Origin of the sequence: Leucobacter exalbidus (assembly GCF_017834145.1) — a bacterium.
GTDB lineage: Bacteria > Actinomycetota > Actinomycetes > Actinomycetales > Microbacteriaceae > Leucobacter > Leucobacter exalbidus.
Map to the genome: position 1 here is coordinate 283,429 of NZ_JAFIDA010000001.1, position 19,098 is coordinate 302,526.

At 57.0% G+C, this 19,098-nt stretch carries 11 protein-coding genes and 2 pseudogenes; 6 read left to right on the forward strand and 7 right to left on the reverse strand.

The genetic code is table 11. The features are described 5' to 3' along the window. Window positions 1-10: 10 nt before the first annotated feature. Window positions 11-1,051, reverse strand: a pseudogene (locus tag JOF28_RS01325) (IS256 family transposase); the annotation flags it as partial. A gap of 649 nt (window positions 1,052-1,700) precedes the next feature. After that, the gene (locus JOF28_RS01330) at window positions 1,701-4,409 is read right to left on the reverse strand and encodes a helix-turn-helix transcriptional regulator (protein WP_209704121.1); all 2,709 of its coding nucleotides are present in this window, start codon (window positions 4,407-4,409) and stop codon (window positions 1,701-1,703) included. A 973-nt stretch (window positions 4,410-5,382) separates the two neighbouring features. Between JOF28_RS01330 and JOF28_RS01335 the strand changes: the two genes are divergently transcribed. From JOF28_RS01335 to JOF28_RS01345, 3 genes are all read left to right on the forward strand, one after another. Beyond that, window positions 5,383-9,237, forward strand: a complete 3,855-nt coding sequence (locus JOF28_RS01335; RefSeq protein ID WP_209704122.1) for a DUF7927 domain-containing protein — start codon at window positions 5,383-5,385, stop codon at window positions 9,235-9,237. A 132-nt stretch (window positions 9,238-9,369) separates the two neighbouring features. Next, window positions 9,370-10,851: a SpaH/EbpB family LPXTG-anchored major pilin gene (locus JOF28_RS01340; protein WP_209704123.1), complete on the forward strand. Its 1,482-nt coding sequence runs from the start codon at window positions 9,370-9,372 to the stop codon at window positions 10,849-10,851. A 118-nt stretch (window positions 10,852-10,969) separates the two neighbouring features. Continuing rightward, entirely contained in the window at window positions 10,970-11,938 is a 969-nt protein-coding gene (locus tag JOF28_RS01345; RefSeq protein WP_209704124.1) for a class C sortase, read from the forward strand. A 693-nt stretch (window positions 11,939-12,631) separates the two neighbouring features. On the opposite strand, the pseudogene JOF28_RS14865 reads toward JOF28_RS01345, so the two are convergent. Continuing rightward, a pseudogene (locus JOF28_RS14865) lies at window positions 12,632-12,862 on the reverse strand (RES domain-containing protein); the annotation flags it as partial. 106 nt (window positions 12,863-12,968) lie between these two features. Between JOF28_RS14865 and JOF28_RS14415 the strand changes: the two are divergent. Continuing rightward, the gene (locus tag JOF28_RS14415; protein WP_342452185.1) at window positions 12,969-13,418 is read left to right on the forward strand and encodes a transposase; all 450 of its coding nucleotides are present in this window, start codon (window positions 12,969-12,971) and stop codon (window positions 13,416-13,418) included. A gap of 312 nt (window positions 13,419-13,730) precedes the next feature. Then, window positions 13,731-14,420 carry a hypothetical protein gene (locus JOF28_RS01360; protein WP_209704126.1) on the forward strand — a complete coding sequence of 230 codons (690 nt, stop codon included), beginning with the start codon at window positions 13,731-13,733 and terminating at the stop codon, window positions 14,418-14,420. Between the two features lie 50 nt (window positions 14,421-14,470). On the opposite strand, the gene JOF28_RS01365 is transcribed toward JOF28_RS01360, so the two are convergent. Continuing rightward, entirely contained in the window at window positions 14,471-15,244 is a 774-nt protein-coding gene (locus tag JOF28_RS01365) for an ATP-binding protein (RefSeq protein ID WP_209704127.1), read from the reverse strand. Next, window positions 15,237-16,883, reverse strand: coding sequence for an IS21 family transposase (istA, locus tag JOF28_RS01370; protein ID WP_209704128.1), 1,647 nt, complete (start codon window positions 16,881-16,883; stop codon window positions 15,237-15,239). Before istA ends, JOF28_RS01365 begins: the two co-directional genes overlap by 8 nt. A 171-nt stretch (window positions 16,884-17,054) precedes the next feature. Between istA and JOF28_RS01375 the strand changes: the two genes are divergently transcribed. Beyond that, window positions 17,055-17,393: an NAD(P)-binding domain-containing protein gene (locus JOF28_RS01375; protein ID WP_209704129.1), complete on the forward strand. Its 339-nt coding sequence runs from the start codon at window positions 17,055-17,057 to the stop codon at window positions 17,391-17,393. On the opposite strand, the gene JOF28_RS01380 is transcribed toward JOF28_RS01375, so the two are convergent. Both JOF28_RS01380 and JOF28_RS01385 read right to left on the reverse strand, forming a co-directional pair. Then, the gene (locus JOF28_RS01380; protein WP_209704130.1) at window positions 17,390-18,277 is read right to left on the reverse strand and encodes a Fic family protein; all 888 of its coding nucleotides are present in this window, start codon (window positions 18,275-18,277) and stop codon (window positions 17,390-17,392) included. The genes JOF28_RS01375 and JOF28_RS01380 overlap by 4 nt on opposite strands. A 3-nt stretch (window positions 18,278-18,280) precedes the next feature. Beyond that, window positions 18,281-19,033, reverse strand: a complete 753-nt coding sequence (locus JOF28_RS01385; protein WP_209704131.1) for a helix-turn-helix domain-containing protein — start codon at window positions 19,031-19,033, stop codon at window positions 18,281-18,283. Between the last annotated feature and the right edge of the window lie 65 nt (window positions 19,034-19,098).

Sequence of the window (19,098 nt, forward strand, 5' to 3'; positions counted from 1 at the left end):
CAACTGAGGCTATGCGCCAGTTGAGACGTTCGTTGGGGTTGTTCGACCAGATCTGCTGCCACACATCTTTCGGGAACGCCGTGAATGCGAGGATATCGGCGCGGGCAGCATCGAGATGATCGTGCACGCCAGGCAGTTTCTCGCCGACGTAGTCCAGGAGCCGGTCGAACTGTGCCTCGACAGCTGCAACGTCGGGCTGGTCATAGACGGAATGCAGCATTGCTTTCACGGCAGGCCACATCTGCTTCGGGCAGGCCGACATGAGGTTCGCGGCGTAGTGGGTGCGGCAACGCTGCCAACTGGTGCCGGGAAAGTTGGCCCGCATGGCCTCGACCAGGCCAGCGTGTGCGTCTGACGTGATGAGCTGCACTCCGGTCAGTCCTCTCGCGACGAGGTCCGCGAAGAACATGTTCCACGCCGCCCCGGTCTCGCTCGTCGCGACCTGCATGCCGAGCACTTCACGATGCCCATCGGCGTTGACGCCGGTCGCGACGAGCACGACCGTGTTGATCACTCGCCCGCCCTCACGTACTTTCATGGTGAGGGCGTCACACGCGACGAACGTGAACGGGCCGGCATCACTGAGCGGTCGGGTGCGGAACTCGGTGACGTGTTCGTCGAGATCAGTGGCCATGCGAGAGACCTGCGATTTCGACAGTGAGTGAATGCCGAGCGTTTTCACGAGTTTGTCCATGCGTCTCGTGGAGACGCCCGCGAGGTAGGCGTCAGCGACGACGGTGATCATCGCTGACTCGGACCGTTTGCGTCGTTCGAGGAGCCAGTCAGGGAAGTAGCTGCCCTGCCGTAGTTTCGGGATCTGCACATCGATCGTGCCGACGCGGGTATCGAGCTCGCGGGCCCGGTACCCGTTGCGGGAGTTCGTGCGGTCTGGTGAAGGGGTGCCGTACTCGGCGCCGCAGACCGCGTCGGCCTCGGCGGAGAGGAGCGTGTTGATCATGGTGTGCAGCAGGGTGCGCATCAGATCTGGCGAAGCGTCGCCCAGGGCTTGGGTGAGAACAGCAGCAGGGTCGACAATAGAAGGAGTGGTCATCGGTGTGATGCCCTTTCGAGTGAGAGTTAGAAGGCTTCTCGAAGGTGTCCCCGGTGGCCACGCTGTTCTTTCAGTGGGGCCGTTGTTACTCGGGGTTCGTTACACCACTCTACGGGGCACTACTGCCCAAGTAGCTTGGCGGAGCAACGCTCAGGCCCGGCACCGGGCAATGCTTGATCGTCTCCATGATGGTCGAACGAGCACCCACCCACCCCGCGACATCCGAGTCCACTCAAGAAAAGAACTGGTCAAACTCGTGCAGCCGTTTAGCGAGACCGGTCGTAGTGCTGAATACTGGCTCCCAGTGGGCGAGTCGGTTTCGGAGGGTATTCAGTTTCTTCATCGGATCGTGTACCTGGCCACGCGTGACGCCGTGAAAAATAGGAGACAGCATTGGGGTCCAGATCGTTGACTCCCGAGCACCGGCCGTGAGCATCATCCAGAAGCCAAATTGTAAGTTCGCGATTGCGTGACCAGCGCTCTGTGACGAACTCAACCGCCGCGCAGAGCGAACAGAGCTTCCTGATTTTTTGGTTAACTCACGCTGTTTGCCGCGCGCCTGCGGGATACCCGCTTCGAGGGACCACAATGCGCTTGGGGTCGTCGGCAGGAGACCGGTGGGTGTCTCGTCGAGCGGGAGCTTCACTTTTTAGCCTGAAAGCTGATAACCGGCCTCGATAGCAGCCGCAATCGCGTCGCTCCGCTTGTTTACGCCGAGCTTTCTGTATGCGCTTCGTACCTGATTCTTGACCGTGTGCGGGGAGAGATGCAGATTAGTTGCGGCCAACGCAATCGAGCCATGTTTCAAAATGGAAGACAAAGCGCGTACCTCTGCGGTAGAAAGCAGCCCTCGTGTTTCAGTCACTAGCTGCGAGTTGTCAGTATCGCGAGAATTGATTAGGTTCGTTAGAGCGTCCATACTGCTATCTGGCAGGACCCTAAACGGAAGAGTGAGCCGATACTGCCCAGCGAGCGCCAATGCGGATTTGAAAGACCGCTGAGCGATTTCCAACTCGCCCATGCACCTTGCGCTTTCCGCATGCAGCAGGAGTACCTTGCACTTACGGCGTGGGAAGTTTTCAGTGCTCGGGTTTCGTAGTATTTCACTAGCAGTTGAACGCGCACCAGCGCTCCGGCCATAACTTAACTGGCTGATTACATGACCCACAGTTCGGGCTTGTTGCATGCCGGGAATTGGTACGGTGCGTGAGGCACGCCACGCCAGTCGTGAACTCAGGCCATCTAGTAGAGCCTTGTTTGTCTTGGATAACATCTGAGCGTTAGAACTCGATTCAATTAACCAGGTCAAACGATTCAAGGCCTCGTCTGGACCGTCCTGGGCCTCGATAATGAGAGCCTCAATGCAGGTGAGCTGAGGCCAGAATTCAGATACCTGGCGCATCTCGGAATAGCTGTCGAGTTGGCGTCGGGCTGAACGCCAGTTCGCATCTTCTAACTCGAGTAGCGCGCTCGCAACATGAAAACCAGCCGCTTCGTAGCCGGCGAACCAATTTGGTTTGGGAGTACGCGCAGTCACAGCTTCGATCGAGCGTTTTGCGGTGCGAAGATCACCTCGCCAGGCCGCGACAAATGCCTGAAGAGCGAATTGATGCGGTAGCCGATTTGGTGCAGCAGTTTGCCTTAGATTAGACAGGCGTTCCAGTTGCGAAGCGCTTTCATGGAATCGCTCGCTCACCAGGTAGGTTATCGCGATGTGTTCAGAGATTAGACATTTGAGTTCGGCAGACTCTGTTTTGTCCCGTACTTCAGAAATTTCCTGTTGAACATCTGCTTTCCGAGCGTAAGTGAGTGATTGAGCTTCCCGCCCAATCATCCGGGCTGCGCCCATTTTAAGAGCACTATGCATCCCAGCTCTCGCAGGGTTCTCGACCTGCTTCGCGACTAATGCATTCCCTAAGAACCTAAGACTCGAAGTTATGAGGCGGTGCTTTGACTTATGGGGAGAACCGATTTCAGCCAGTAGTGACATGAAGTGAAGCGCAGGGTAGCTCTTTGTTACTTGGTGAGGTATTTCTTGAAAAGCGAACGATGCAGAATCTGCCGGGCTAGTGAGGTTGATGCAGCTAGGGTGGTGGTTCACTATCTCGTTGAGCAGGTTCCACTGTCCAGCTTGGAGAGCGAGCCTAGCGGCTTCAAGGGGGTCTGAGTCTTTGAGTGCTCGGGAAAGCGCTCCTAGGAGTCGGAAATGGTTGTCTTCACTGAGCACTTGCTTCGCGAGGGTGAGTAACTGAATACGTACGAGACGTTGGTGACGGTACCAGCGGGTGTTGCTCTCGTCTAGAGTGAAAATCGCTCCAAGAGTGTTGTAGCACTCGAAGAGCATGCGTGTTTGAGTTGCATCTAGCTCGCACACCTTAGCAATGAGTGTGGTGCTCGATTCAGACGGGAGAGCTGAAGCGCAGACAGCGATCCGAACCTCGGAGTCCAGTGTGTTGATCCATGTCTCGATCATCGTGAAGAAGGACTTCTGTGAAAGCTGAAGATCGAAGTGATTTTGTTGGATAGGAGATCCGATTGAGATTGCATGGACTGCTCCAGGCCATCCCTCTGTATGAGAAAAGACCTCATTTGCTATGATTTCGAGCTCCCTTTTACTGTTCTTAAAAGCGGAAGGCTGACGAAGCCTCAAGAGCTGTCTAATCTCTGAAACGCTGAAATGCAGCATGTCTTGAGGTATCTCGATTATTGAAATTCGGAGGGCGGATATCGGGTTAGTGAATTCGGTGAGTGGAACACGTGTTGTAATCACGATACAAAGCTGTTCCCCAGATTCCACTAATTCCAGGATCCACGAATCGTTTTCTTTCGAGGAAGCCAGGTGGTAGTCATCCAGAACTATGGTCATTGGTTCGCGAGCCGCTCCAAGAGCGAAGATTCTTTCGGCAGGGTGTTGGAGGCTCTCAAAGCGCTGTGGCATACGACCTTTGGTCTCTGCGCCGCGGTGAATTATCGCATGAGAGACATCGTCGACGATGGTTCGGGAGAATTCATCTAACGAAGTGAGCCCCGGGTGGCATTTAACCCATGCATAAGTCCCATTCTTTGTGTCACTGAAAGCAGAAGCTATTTGTAGCGCTGTCGACGACTTTCCTGAGCCCGCACCTCCCGACAGTACGATCAGGCTTGCTCGAGAGGGGATGACGGTCGAAAGGATTTGGGCGCGCCAAATGGAGAGATGTCGATTCGCTGAAGGTGCGGTTTCAGGTAGAGACTTCGCCTCGACGAAACCTATATCCCCCGATATGCGCACAGAAACCTTCTCCCCCAACTTTGGTCTTCCCACACGGATCTGTGGGCTTTTGATATGTGAGATCTTATCCGAACGTCGAGAAACCATCAGGTACCTCTCCTTATCGCTCGAAAATAATGAGTATCGGTCTATTCCAAGGACTAAATACACTGACCTGAGGTCTTGAGTTTGTTGTTTATCCCGCATACCTAAAGGTTTCGGGATAATGCGTTTCTCGACATCTTTGGGAGAGTGGTCCGCACGTGACCCCCTACGAGGCCTGGGATGTTCCCAAAAGAGCGCTACCCGGAATCTCTCCTACGCCTGATGTTTTAACAGTTGAACCGCTAGCAGCTACTGCAACAGCTGCAATCTCCAGGTTCGGCTCCTGGGACCCCTGTTCGTCAAGCATCATGCTGCTGCCTGCATTGAAGTCTCACTCCGATGCGTAAGGGCTAATTGAAGTGCCATTTTAGTGTCATGTAAAGCAGGCCGATTTCTGAAACGGGATGCTTTGGAGTGGGCCAATCAGGATCATTATGAGCAGTCACGTACAGCTATAAGGTATGTAGTCCTTTGGTGTGGAACCCACCAATGATTCGAACAATGGATACAAGGAGTCAAGGATGAAGCTAATAAACCTGTGCAAATGGGTTGCGTCGCGCTCGCGGCGTACTCATGACTTCAAAGGCTTAAACGCCCGGAGAAGACAGGTATTGAGACGATCAGGTACAGCCATTCTCTCCCTTGCTGTTCTTGGGGGGCTCATTTCGTTGCCCACAGCAGCCGCACCGGCTCAAGCTACCGAATCGACCGCTGGGTGTGCATATGCCCACGGGGGGACAGGTAAAGGTGCGGAATCAATCTGTTGGATTGATTTTAGCGCCTACTCTGAATCCGCTGCAAGAAGTGCCGAACATCTATCACTTACATTAGGTCAGCATGAAAGGGAATCATGAGTTTTCATAAACCGGAGCGTCCCCCTGCTCGGAACGCTTTCCGGCGTTCCAGGGGGGCTCGCCCTAAGAAACGGTCAGAGTTCATCACTTATTTCAGGCGATCTAAGGTCCTTGCCTCAGGCATGATCCTCGCTTTGGGATCTACGTTACTTGGTTCACCTGCACTTGCAGAACCAGTTTCTGAAGTTACAGTAAAATGGGCCAGCGGAACACCTGAAACCCTCACGACAGGGCAGGTGCTCAATACTGAGGTCAGGATCAATCTCAATGATGACCAGCCGGCCCCTGACGACACTGTCAACGAGAACTTTACGGCGAACTTCACCGTTGCCAACGCGGAATTCACTCAGATCCCCGAGAGTTGTCTCGTTGAGGGAGTCACTCCGCAGTCAGCAATTTCTGACGATGGAACTGAACTGACCTGTAATTTCGGCGAGCAGGTTGAAGGCACCGCCTTAGCACTGCAAGTTCCATTGCAGGTCAAGGGATCCACAGGCGACACAGTCACCTTCGATGCTCGGGTAGGTGACGTTAACGCTGATCAGCTTGTTGCCAATATCGAAAATCCGTTCATGATGGATATCGACTGGACCAACCCAACCGCTCTTGCCCAATCTCCGGGCAACCAGCGCGCAGTACAGTTCGAATGGACCCTATATTGGGGCGAAGGCAGCGATCCCGGACCAGATTCGGTGTCTTACAACCTGAATGCAGTCCCTAGCGCAGGTTCAGTGACCTCAATTGGGAATTGCGGCCCATTCGTAGATGCATTCCCTTCAGGACACCCCAATTCAGGAATCACCGATCCGGCTGATCAGGTTGCTCCGTTCCCAGAGTGCAACATCACCGGCACAGGCGCCAATGCCACGATGACGTTGAGCGGATTGGATTATTCCAAGACACAGGTGCCCTCGAAAGATTCTGGCGGAAATGCCCTTCCCGCTGACCGGGTAGCTATCGCCAGTGGCAAGATCATTGTGAATGTGACTGCAGCAAACCCTGGCAATGTAGTCCTTACCAGTAGCGCTCCTGAATACCAGGCACCGAGCGGTGGAGTTGCGAACGACGATCCATCAAACAACAGGGTAAATAAAACCTGGCTTAACCCTGGCGGCTGGGCCTCCAACTGGCAGCGACCATACACCAATTCCGGCGGCCAGCCTCTCGACGACACCTATCGGGTATCGCAGGGTACTGAAGTTCTCTCGGTCAGCTACTTTGCTGAAGCAGTTACACAGAGCAACCGACCTGCAAATACCTCGCTAATCCTGTGTCACATCCTGGATAACAAGTACACGGAATTTACCGGCGCTACTACTGTTGTTCACCCCAGCGCTGAGCCAATTCCAGGTGCCACGATACAGTACTTCGTCGGGGCCGTTCCGGGGTTGAACCCCAACCAGACTAACTACAACCCGGGGGCAGTATCTTGTGGTGATTTGGCTGGTAGCAATCCTGGTGCTGGCACTGGCTGGCTCACCACCGAACCTGCTAATAAGTCCACGATCAAGGCCGTGAGAGCTGTCATGACCAGGGGTCACCTACAGGGGCACCCACGAGCACTGTTAGAAGTCACACAGACCATCAAGCCTTCAACTCCTGTTGGTACCGATGTGTGGCAGTTTAGCCACCACTTCCAAGGCGGAACCGGTTGGGCCCCGGCGGTGCTGCCCAACAACGCTGGCAATACGGTGGCGCAGCCCGCCCGCTACCCAACAACCAACGCGCATCGTGACCTATTACGTGTAGTGGGGTTGACCCCGAATATCAGGAAATCCGTCGATAACCCTTCACTGCGCGTGGGTGAAGAAGCTGAATTTACATTGGCATATTCGGCTAACGGCGGTACTTCCGCACCAGAAACTGTCGACGATTTCGTTATCGTAGATAAGCTTCCGGCAGGTCTGACCTATGTTGAAGGTTCCGCCACGGTAGATCCAACGGTTACCGAGGAAAATGGTGCACAAGTCCTTACCTGGAACCTCGATGGTGTTCAGACCAATGAAACTCAGGAACTGACTTACCGGGCAACAGCTAACGAAAAGGCGGCTCCTGGTGAACGACTGGTGAACTCGGCTAATGCGACTGTGCAAGGACGCACGAGCGGGGCGAGTGTGGCATCGGTTACGATATCGCAAGACGGCCGAACAATCATTGGCAAGTCCGCAGACCAGAACTTCATCCCGAACGTTGACGGCAACGGATCAGGCGAAGGATCTTGGACTGTTTCGCTTCGTTCCGACGATCCTTTCCCGCAGTCATTCACTGACCTGATTGACATCCTTCCGTACAACGGCGACGAGCGTGGCACGGACTTCTCCGGAAACTACTCCGTTGAGGACGTTGTCCTCTCTGATGGCGGCACGGTGTACTACACCACTGCTTCGGTCAATGATTTGAGCGACGATCCAGCAGACGCCTCCAACGGCGCTGCCGGAAACATCGACGGCAACACTGTCGGCTGGACCGACACGAAGCCAGCCGATGCCTCCAGCATCACCGCAATCCGCGTGATTGCTGGCGAATTACTGCCAAGCGCTGAGCGTTCCTTCCAAGTGAAGATCAGCACTGACGGAGCTAAAGGCGGCGACACCTACGTCAACCGTGTTCAGGGCCGAGCCTCGCATACCGAACTGGTCATGCGCATCTCTGCGCCAACCATCGTCTCGCAGTACTACGCATACGACCTCAAGAAGTATGTGATGAATAGCGCCGGCGAATGGGTTGACGCTCAAGACGAGAACGAAGCCGAATGGCCACAGCTCGCTCCAACCGACACGGCGAAATACAAGTTCGTAGTGACCAACACCGGACAGGGCGACCTGACCAATATCGTGGTGAGCGACCCGCTGTTCGGTGATGACCCGGTATGGACCATCGATGAGCTCGCTTCGGGCGATTCCGTTGAATCCGAGGAGTTCGAATTCGACCTCAGTGGCACTGACTCAGAGGTTCTGCGCAATGAAGCATGTGCAGTAACCGAGCTTCCTGCAGATAGCTCGCAGGAAGAACTGATCAACCCTTGCGATGAAGCCAACGTGTTCGTTCTACCGAAACTGAACGTCGAAAAGACTTCAAACGCGAACGCAGACGTGAAACCAGGAGATACCGTATCTTACACCGTCACGGCGACGAACGACGGACCAGGTACATACACCGAAACCGCACCTGCCGTAATCACAGACGACATGACCGATGTTCTTGACGATGCCGTCTACCAGGACGACGCCGTCGCTACAGTAGACGGTGTCGCGGCCGGGTCGATCAACTTTGAGAACCCCCGCTTGGTCTGGAACGGCCCACTCGCCCCGGGCGAGTCTGTGACCATCATTTACACTGTGAAGCTCGGTGCATCCGGTGACGGAAACGTGCGGAACGTCGCATTCCTCGGTGACGGAGAGACTCCAGAATGTACCACCGATGAGCAGGCTGCACGCATATGTGGGGAAGTTGAATATCCGCTTGAACTTCCTGGCTTGCACTGGCAGAAGGTCGGCGACGACGCAGCTGCCACGCCGCTCGCTGGCTCTGAATGGTCCCTCGTCCCGCTTGACGAGGACGGTGCTCAGATCAGTGATAAGGCTATTACCGTGCTCGACTGTGTCGCAGACACAGAAGCTGACTGCGCTGACCAGACTGACCAGAACCCGGCAGAAGGTGGCTTCCTCGTGAAGCCGCTGAAAGCTGGCGACTACCAGTTGGTAGAGACGAAAGCGCCGGCGGGGTTCAAACTGTTGACCGATCCCATGAACGTCACGATCAGCGTTGACAACCTGAATGCTGACGGCGACCTTGACCTCGGTGACATCGTGAACGAGAAACAGAACGTACCCGCTATCCCGCTGACCGGCGGTGTTGGAACCTTCTCCATCTTGCTGACCGCGGGCGGAATTATGCTCGCCGCAGCTGTACTCCTGATCGTCCGCGCCCGTAGATTGCGGCTCACAGAAGCTGACGGCGTAGACCTACTCAACTAAACCCTCACCGGCTCTCCGGCGGGCACGCAAAACCTTCGACTGCGTGCCCGCCCGGCAGCGCCATACCCAAAACGGGTATCCACACACTTCCGTGGCATCTGCTGGCGGAAACATAAGAAAGGAAACACGCTCATGACTGTGCGTAAGAACCGCGCAACTCGCGCGCTTGCAGCAAGTGGAGTTGTGGCTCTCGGCCTCGCCGGGATGTTTGCCGCCACTTCCGCCGCTCACGCTACCGAGGCGGCACCCGGCAACATCGACACATCAGTGGACGACGGGTCAGTCATCATCCACAAACACGAGACGACCGACCCGATTGCTGACCCCGGTAACCCGAAGACTGGTGCGCTTGGGTCAGGTTTCGGTGACGCGATTGATGGTGCAGGCTTCACCACCTGGCCGATTGAAAGCCTCGACCTTACTAACGGGGACGACTGGAACGATCTCGAAGCCCTCATCGCGCAGGTCAACAGCTCAGGTGCCTGTGAAGTGCCAGGAGAGACCCTCGGTGCTTCGCTCGGTGAAGTCACTACCGCGGGTGGCATCGCGACGGTGCCAAACCTGACCATCGGCGCTTACCTTGTATGTGAAACCACGTTGCCCGCTGGCGCTTCGCACGGGTCTGCACCGTTCATCGTGACGGTGCCGTCGCCGTACGCCGGTGACTGGCTGTACGACGTGCATGTGTTCCCGAAGAACACGCTCAACGTCGTGGAGAAGAAAGTTGAAGCTCCCAGCGGCTACGGTCTTGGCAGCACCCTGAAGTTCCCAGTGTCCACGACGATCAAGCCGCTCCCCGATGGCGAGCAGTATGCGTCGTTCATTATCTCTGACACGCTTGATTCGAAGCTCGGCGGCCCCGCTGTCGAGTCAGTGAAGATCAACGGCGTCGATGTAGCTTTCATGACCGCTGGTGCCGCCGGTAACTTCATTCCCGTGCACATCGATGTGAACGATCCTGGGTTTGTTGTCGGCGGCAAGGTTGAGGTTGTGTTCTCCGGTACCGTCATCGAAGTCGGCGAGATCGAGAACGAAGCAGACCTCTTCGTCAACGACCCGAACATGGAAGGTACAGGCGTTCCTTCGAACAAGGTCGAGAGCCATTGGGGCGACCTGGAGATCAACAAGGTCGATGGTGACTCCACATCGACCGGTCTTGCTGGCGCGATCTTCGAGGTGTATGAGTCGAACGAGCCGTACGCGGCTGACTGCTCGGCTACCACGCCCGGCGCAGGTCCTATCGCTGTAAGCGGTGAGACCACGTTCAAGAGTGGTGCGAACGGTGTCGTCGACGTTGCCGGTCTCTACGTGACCGATTCTGATAACCACCCGAACCAGGGCGCAACTGAGCGTTGCTACTTCGTCAAGGAAACGCAAGCTCCGACCGGCTTCATCACCCCGACCGGTGATGACGCTTTCACCCCGGTCGCTGTAAAGGCCGGCGTATCGGCTTCGGCTGACGTGGTCATCGAGAACACCAAGCAGAACGTGCCGGAGCTCCCGCTCACCGGTGGTGCGGGCCAGGCTGGTCTGATCGCGGGTGGCCTTGCTCTGGTTATCGGCGGTATCACAGCAGCATCGCTGCGCGGCCGTCGCAAGAACGCAGCAGTCTAACCCCGACCGCTGAGGCGCATTAGCGTCGCCCTGATGGGGAGCAGCACGATCATGCTGCTCCCCATCGTTTCAAGACTCGGCATGAAGTGCACTAAGCCAGGCATCTAGGAGATAACGAATGACTTTGACGGTTGACCCGAAGCAGCACGATGAAGCCCAGTCTTCCGTTGCTGCCCGAGGCTCGAAGTGGCGACCGTCCATGCTCTCCTGGGTCATCGCATTCGTCACTCTCATCGGAGTGATCGTGGCGCTGTATCCGAACACGGCACAGTGGCTATCTGCTTACAGCCAGTCGCAGCTCGTGAAGGCATACTCCACACAAGTGGAAGAAGTCACCCCGGATGCTAGCTCGCAAATGGTGGAAGCTTTTCGGTACAACGAAGCGCTCACCGCAGGTGTCGACCTTCTCGCAGGGGCGACTGTCCCAACTGGAACTGGTACATCAAATGCCGACTACGACTACAACACAACATTGACTGCGAATGAGGAAGGTCTTATGGCACGGATCCGGTTCCCCGTCGCGAATGTCGACCTCCCGATCTACCACGGCACTTCTGACTCCATATTGTTGAAAGGTGCAGGGCACCTCGAAGGATCACATCTCCCTGTTGGCGGAGACGGCACACGGTCAGTGATCACCGCCCACCGCGGTCTTGCCGAGGCCACAATGTTCAGCAACCTCGACCGTGTCGCGGAAGGCGACCGGTTTACAATCGAAACCTTCGGTGAAGTGCTGACATACGAGATTCGTGAGACACGTGTCATAGCGCCGGAGGACACAGATTCACTCCGAGCCGAACCCGAGCGTGATCTAGTGACACTTGTTACCTGTACTCCACTCGGGATCAACACGCACCGCATCCTTGTGACAGGGGAGCGAGTGACACCGACGCCACCCGGTGATCTAAGGTCACTTGGCCAAGAGTCAGTGCTCCCCGGATTTCCTTGGTGGATGCTCGTCGCCGGCGCAGCACTGCTCCTTGTGGCAGGTTTTGTGTGGCGTGCAGGATACGTCGACACTCAAAACCAACGACAAGCAATCTCAGTTCCGAAGGTAGACGTGGGCGTAACCTCCGAAAACAGTTGACATCCATTGATCGATTTCTGCTCAACAGCTTTGTGTAGGAGGTGTCATGTTGGCGTGGCTGCAAAACCTCAGATTTCATAGACCGCTGGATACCAGGCTTTGCCGGGTCCAGCCGAATCCGGCGCCTTTATGAGGTTTCCCCGCTTCCAGGCGTCGAACTTCAGTGTCACCTTTAAGGCTCACCCCCTATTAGCCATGAGGGTGACACACTCCTTTCTGCTGGCGGCATTAAAGGGTGCCGCACTCCCTTCAGCGAATCAGTGAAATTTGTGATGTGTCAAAGTGTGGGTGTGTGACGTACTGATGGTTCGACAAATTCAATGCTGCCGCACGTGACTGCGGGGCTGGTTACCGGGGCGCTGGTCACCACTCCACAGTAATCGAGCGCTTCATGTGTTGGGTCTGAACCGACGCCGGGTCGATAACGAATAGTGGATCGGTGCGCTGACGTTCCTGTTCATGCTTTATCCGCCGCATTCCCTCGGGCTCTTGAAAGTCGGTGGGGTTGATCCAAAGATCATCGCCAAAGAATAGGACGAGACTCTTCCCACCTTCACTTACACGGGAGGGATACATCAGGACGTCGATGGTGGGTTTTGTCCACCATTGAAAGGCCTCGGTGCGAAGCTGTGGAGCAGCATGGTCAACGGGGTGGTTGCCGTCGATAATTACAGGGCGTGTGATCTGCTCGACTTAGTACGCCATAGCTACGACTTGGTGGTGGATGTCGTCGTGCGAGTCATCGAACACGCTGGTGTCCGGTGGTACCTGAGTGAGGTCAAGGATGTGGAGAGGGACCTGTAACTTGAACTTGCCGACCACGGCTTCGTAATATGGGTTGTGAGCAGCAACCTCGGCGCAAGCGGTGTCTTGAACACGGGTGACATAAAACAAGGGGATACCTTGAGCATTCATGCGACCCGCAGCAGATTTGCTCTGCGGTGCAGGACCGAGCTGTGACCCCGGAGGCTCCTGTACCGATTGTTACAATGAATGCGCATCGCGCTCTATTCGTGCGTGAAAGAGTGAGATTTTGGGTTCGAGCGTTACTGAGAACTGCTCAGTCCAGCCGACCCGAGTCGTTCTCGCGCCCGTTAACCGCCACGACAGCCCGCTTCTGCAACCAACCCTTGAGTGCCTGGGCCGCTTCGGCTTCGACCTTCCTGAGACAATCACGGTGCACCTGGATGCGGGCTACGACTCCTGGGTGACGCGGGACCTCCTCGAGGAGCTGGGCTGCGAACATGAAATCACCACCAAGGGTGTCCCGCTTCAAGCGGGCCGACGCTGGGTTGTGGAGCGCACCAACGCCTGGCACAACAACTTCGGCAAGCTCGTGCGCATGACCAAGCGCGGCATCGACGTCGCTAGGGCATGGGTGCAGCTGGCCAATGCCCTCCTGATCATTCGCAGAATTGTCGCTGAAGTGTGGACGACTCATCAGTGGGCCGGTCGTCCGAAGCGCAAGGTTTCTGGATAGCGGCCGATGCGGAAGCTAAGGGAAGATCCAGACTTGTCGGCGTTTCCGAATGAGAAGCAGCTCTCTCAGAAGAACTCTGAATCAGAATACGATAATACGCACTACCTGTCGCCTCCCGGGTTTAGTCCGATGAAGCCCCTCAGATGACGGGTGACATCGGCGAGCTCGAAGAAACTTGAGGGTACATCGGGTAGGAGGTAAGGCCCTCTGGAGATGCTAAGAACCTGGATGTCAGCGGTCTCGGGGACACTTCCCCTATGCCTTTCCTTCTATTAGTGACTTCCCTCGGCCTGCTCATTCGGGCAGTCGACCTTGCCCGCCGCTATTCTCGCTCGTTCGAAAGTCGGCCAGGTCAAGTTCCACCGCTCCTCCAGCGGCTTTATGATTTTGTCGCAGTGGGCGCGTTCGCAGTCTTTGCTTTCGTATTTGCATGCATGGCTTTTTCCTACAACGATGGCCCTCGCGTACGTCATCAGTCTCCCTATCGCCCTGCTTTTCTGGGCCTCGCGGTTGCCGCTGGGCGCTCTCAGAAAGTGGGCCGTTGCTTCAGGAAAGTCGCGACCAACCCTGCGCAACCTTCTGAAAGATATGATGCGAGCATGGGTATTTTCGACCTTCCGCTTCCTCAAGGCCGCACGGAAGGCGATCGCTCCAAATAACAAAGCCTGGAAGGAAGTACGAATCCCCGGCAGCCTGGTCGATCAGTTGCTTTCGATCAAAATGTTTGTCCTCGTCTATCTCGGAGGACTGGTACTCGTCTTCGTTCTCATGATCCCCAGCCTCTCCGTATCGTTGGGCTACATGCAGGGCCCAAGCGGTGCTGTGATGCGTGCCGCGATCGGTTTCAACGCACTCTTTATCGTTTCAATCTTTACGGTCTCCGCCGTAGCCACAGTTTCGCTCGCAGCCTTGCTGCGTAGCCTCGGGGTTGTCTTGTTTCCAATTGACCTCCGAGAGTGTTTAGCCGCAGCTTCGGAGAGCGCCTGTGTAATGATCCGATAGCGCGGGCGTAACGACCCGATAGCAGTCGATCCCGCCCGCGCTAACCCGGGTCAGGCGACGTCCCCCGCCTCACGAATCACCGTGGCATGGGTGCGCATGTTCGGCCCGTCGAGCTGGACAATCTCCGCATTCGAGACAATCCGATTCAAAATGGACTCCGCGATCACCGCATCGTGCAACGATTTATACCAGTCCTCGGGATCGAACTGCGAGGTCACAACAGTAGATCCTCGCCCCTCACGCGACGCCAGAATGTTCAACAGCTCCGCGGCGGTCTCGCTGCTAATCGGTGTCGTAAGGAAATCATCAAGCACCAGCACATCACACGTGTGTAGTCCGTCTAAGAACTTTAACCGGGCAGCATCGCTGCGATCGTAGACCGCGAGCTGGTTCGCGAGGTCATCCAGCCGATAATATTTCGCGCTGTAATCCCTGCGGCAAGCCGCGTTCACGAGCGCCTGCGCAAGATAAGACTTCCCGACACTCGAGGCCCCCAAAATGACAAGGTTCGTAGTGTTATCCACCCACTTACAGGCCGCGAGCCTGGCCACGACTTCTCGGTTCAATGTTCGGCCCTCGAGGTAGTGGATATCTTCCACGCAGGCCGCCATGTTGGGGGTGCCGGACGCTTTCAAAAGTTTCAAGAAACGCCGCTCATCCCGCGCAGCGATCTCTCGGCCAAGGGCATGCCGGATTTTCTGCGAGAACGTCCACTCATCAAACTGGGGGTCGTTGGCGATATCAACAACCGCTTCTCCAAACGCAGTCATACGGAGCTTGGTGAATAGGGGCATGTCGTCAGCGGTGAGGTGCTGCTCAAACATCATCTCTCCCTTCCTGGTGCCGGCCAGTGAGCGCATCGAGACTGAACGCAGCAGCCCCCGCGAGATACGCCCGACTCGTGTCACGAACGCCAGGCGACCCCGCCCCAGCAGAAGATGGAACCCCCGGCCTTCCCGTTGACTCGGTCTGCGGGCGCGCATGGTGTTCAGCACGTATGGCGGTGAGGCGATGTTTCACTGCCGTGTAGCTGATCTGCCGATGGGGGTCTTCATCGGTGAGCTGCCTGCAGGCATGTTCTAGCAGGGATCGGTTACTTCGTTTCCCGAGCTCGAGAATGTTCATGCAAGAACGGAACCCTTGCGCTTCGATCTTCTTCCCGTCGAGGAGTCGTTCGAGCGCGGCCACAGTACCTGGCCCGACCTTGGCTGCCTGCCGCAGGAAATAGGCGCGCGTCCAAAGCCCTGCGGTCTCTTCCATATAGGCAGGAGCGTGGTCGGGGACGGTGACATATCCATTCTTGCGTTGCCCCCGGTGATGCGTCGCGATAATCTCACCGTCACTGAGGACATCGATCGTGTCGCCGATGATGCGTGCCGAGACTTGACGACCAGCAAACTCGTAGGGGACGGAGTACTTAATGGTGTCGATCTGGATGTGCCAGTCACGATGTACCTTTGCATTTCGCCACGTGACAGGCTCCCACCGTCTCTCGGGCAGCGAGATGAGTTCATCTCGCTCGGACTCGTTGAACCACTCAACACGGGAACGGTGTTCTCCGCGAAACGGGGTCCGCTGATTGATGCTTTCGACTCGCTCAGCAACAGCAGCGTTCAAGTCATCAAGTGACGCGAACACTTGATCAGCGAGGTAATGAATGACCCAGTTCGTGATGATCTTCACGCCGGCTTCGACATGGCCTTTATCCCGGGGACGGTATGAACGAGTGGGAACGGCGGCTGTCTGGTGGTACTCCAGGAACTCTGCGTAGGCAGGATTCACATCGCGGGCACGCTCGGCCCGGCTGATCTGGTTCGAAGCGGTTGATGCGTTATCTGGCACCACCACCAGGGTGACCCCACCAAAATATTCGAAGGCCCGCCGATGGGCGTCAAGCCAAGCTGGCTGCTTCTCGTCGAGACAGCCGTAGGCGAACACGAGACCGGAATACGGCAGCGTCGCGACGAACACGGACACCTTGGTGGTGGTTCTCGTAATGGGGTCAGTGATGAACATCGGGGTGCCGGCCCAGTCCACTTGCATGGTGTGGCCAGGCACATGAACGATCGGTGAGGTGAGGTCGTTCGTTCTCACATGCTCCGCCACGATTTGGCAGAATCTTTCGTAGCCGTAAAACCTGGCCCCTGGCATGGGGTCGTGCTTCAGATATTTTGCCCAGAGCACTTTCAGTGGTGGTTTCTTGCGGCCCAGTCTCGCTGCAATGATCTTCTCAATATCGACGGGAACGAACTCGCCTGGCACGCTCTTACGGCCGTCGTTGAATAACCGGTCAAGGTCTTCTGCGGTGAGAGCGTTGATTTGTGTGGAGGTCGTCAGCTGTTCGGTATGGAGCACGCGACGTGCTTTCGAAATGGTGGTCTGCGAGCAAGCCGCGATCGAGGCGATCTGGCGATACGACTGGTCCTGTAACAAGAGCAGCATTATTTGCCGGTAATTCGTCATTGAAATCCGTTCTCTGTACCCGAGGCGCTTTGCCGCGGGTGAGAACCATCATTCGGGAAACGAAGCGGGGGCGCTACTGGATACGTACACGCCCGCTATCGGGTCGTTACACAAGCGCTCTCCAACGCACCGACTAAACACGAGCAAGAGCTGCTGCCCAGCGCGGTCGTGGTGAAGGCATTCAACGGCATTCTCGCCCACCACATTCCAAACCTTGCGGGCTCGACCCCGCGCACCGCGCTCTTCATCGCGGGCGATAACGCGGCCGCAAAGCAGGCTGTAGCTTCTCTCGTATCTGCGCTGGGTTTTGACACAGTGGATGCTGGCACGCTTGCCGAGGCCTGGCGCTTCGAACCAGAATCAGGGGCGTACACCCCGATCTATGTCGCAGATATGGCCGTGTTTGCGGCGGACTATCTTGCTGATCCGGGCACCCCGGTCGTAGCCGACAGGCTGCGCGAGCTGCTGGCGGACTCGCACCGCGCAGACGTGGCCGCCCGCCAGTTCTAGCTGCCAGATACCTCTGGCGCGCAGGTGGTCAAGAACTCCATCAGCTCAGTGGCGTCATCGGTTTGGAAGAGCCGATCGAGCGCAACGTTGAATTCTTCAGACCTGGCGTATGGAATGTTGATGGCCTCGAAACCCGCCTGCAGTAGGGCGCCGGTCATCATGATGCGGGCGGTGCGCTTGTTGCCGTCGAAGTAGAACTGCGACCTAGTTGCCGAGCAAAAGTAGGCCAGGGCGGTGGCTCGAGGATCGTCAAGCGTGGCAAGGGATGCGAGCAGGTTCTCATAATCGGCGCGCAGCAGCTCACCGTGATCACCTGCGCGATCCCCTTTGACGGTGCCGCCGCCCGCGAGGCGCACAGCCCCGCCGCCCTGGGTGACCCCTTCGCCGCGAAAATGCCCAGACTCGATGGCCTCGTGGCGCGCGACGACACCGTGCACCGCGTCTGAAAGTTCCTTCCTGAGAGTGAACGTGCCGGAGCGAACCTCACGCACCATGAGGTCCATGGCCGCACTCAGCGCCAGAATCTGTTCGGCTTCCTCTTGTCGCTTGCCGCCCACGGTGACGCCTTCGAGTAACGTGCGCACCTGCGGCAGGGTGAACGTGTTGCCCTCGAGCGCGGCGGCGTTCCAGATCAGTGAGGGTAACGCTTTCTCGAGGCGAAAAAGTGCTCGCGGAGTAGGCGACTCGGGGATCAACGAAAAATCGACCAGTTGGGGCTGCCAACTGATGCGGCCCGTGGTGACGAGCGACGGATCGGCGCGAAGCCGTGAAGCGCGTTCACCGGGGCGGGATGCGCCGGGCCCGGTTGCGTGAGCGGCACGTCGGTGAGCGGCCTCAGCGGCGCTGCGCCCCCACTGTTTCTGCGGCGGAAGATCGGGGTTCATTCCTCACCACCCTTCTGTAACGTTCAACGCGAGGTTGGTATAGCCGAGCCCGTGCAAATCGAGGGCCGCTTGGATCGGTGAGACGACGGTGAGATGTTCTTTTTCATCGGTGAGGGAATCGACGAAATACTCAGGCGGGGCGGGCGCGACCAAGATACCCCCGGGCTGGTAATCGGGAGCTTCGCGAAACGTTGCGCTGAGCGCGTCACAGGCGGCCTCGGCGTGCTCGCTCCACAACACGACGGGGCCTACGCTGCCCGAGGTGAACAGATAATAATCGGCGGCGGCAATACCTGACAGCGCAAACGCACCTTGCGAGGTAACGCCAGCGCTGTTGACCGCTGAAGTGAGCCGGTCGTGTGAGAACCCACTGCGCGGTGCGAAGAACCGAGCCTGAGGGTGGTGCTGGGGCGCCGCGTACTTTCCCGCGAGCGCGAGCACTTCATCGGGTGCGGTGAGCTGATGGCGCTTGAGGCGGGCAACCCACTGCGCAACGTCATCGGATTCTGCGACTGAGGTGGCGAGCATGGAGTCGTACATCACGCGTGCGGCGACGGCCGCGGCAGGATCGCCAGGGGCGACGAGGGTGACCGCGATGTCGTACCCAGCTGCCAGCGCGAGCTCTCTTAGTGTGGCAATTGTGGGCACCGAAGTTCCCTCACGAACACGTTGAATAGTCATGCGAGATAACCCGGTGAGGCGCGCGGTAGACGTCGGTGTGCGCCCGACCTGTTCAATCATCGTGCTGATATCCATGACCCAATTGTAACATTCATGTTTCAGGTGCAACATTGATGTTGCAACTAGTTCTTCTGGTTCGT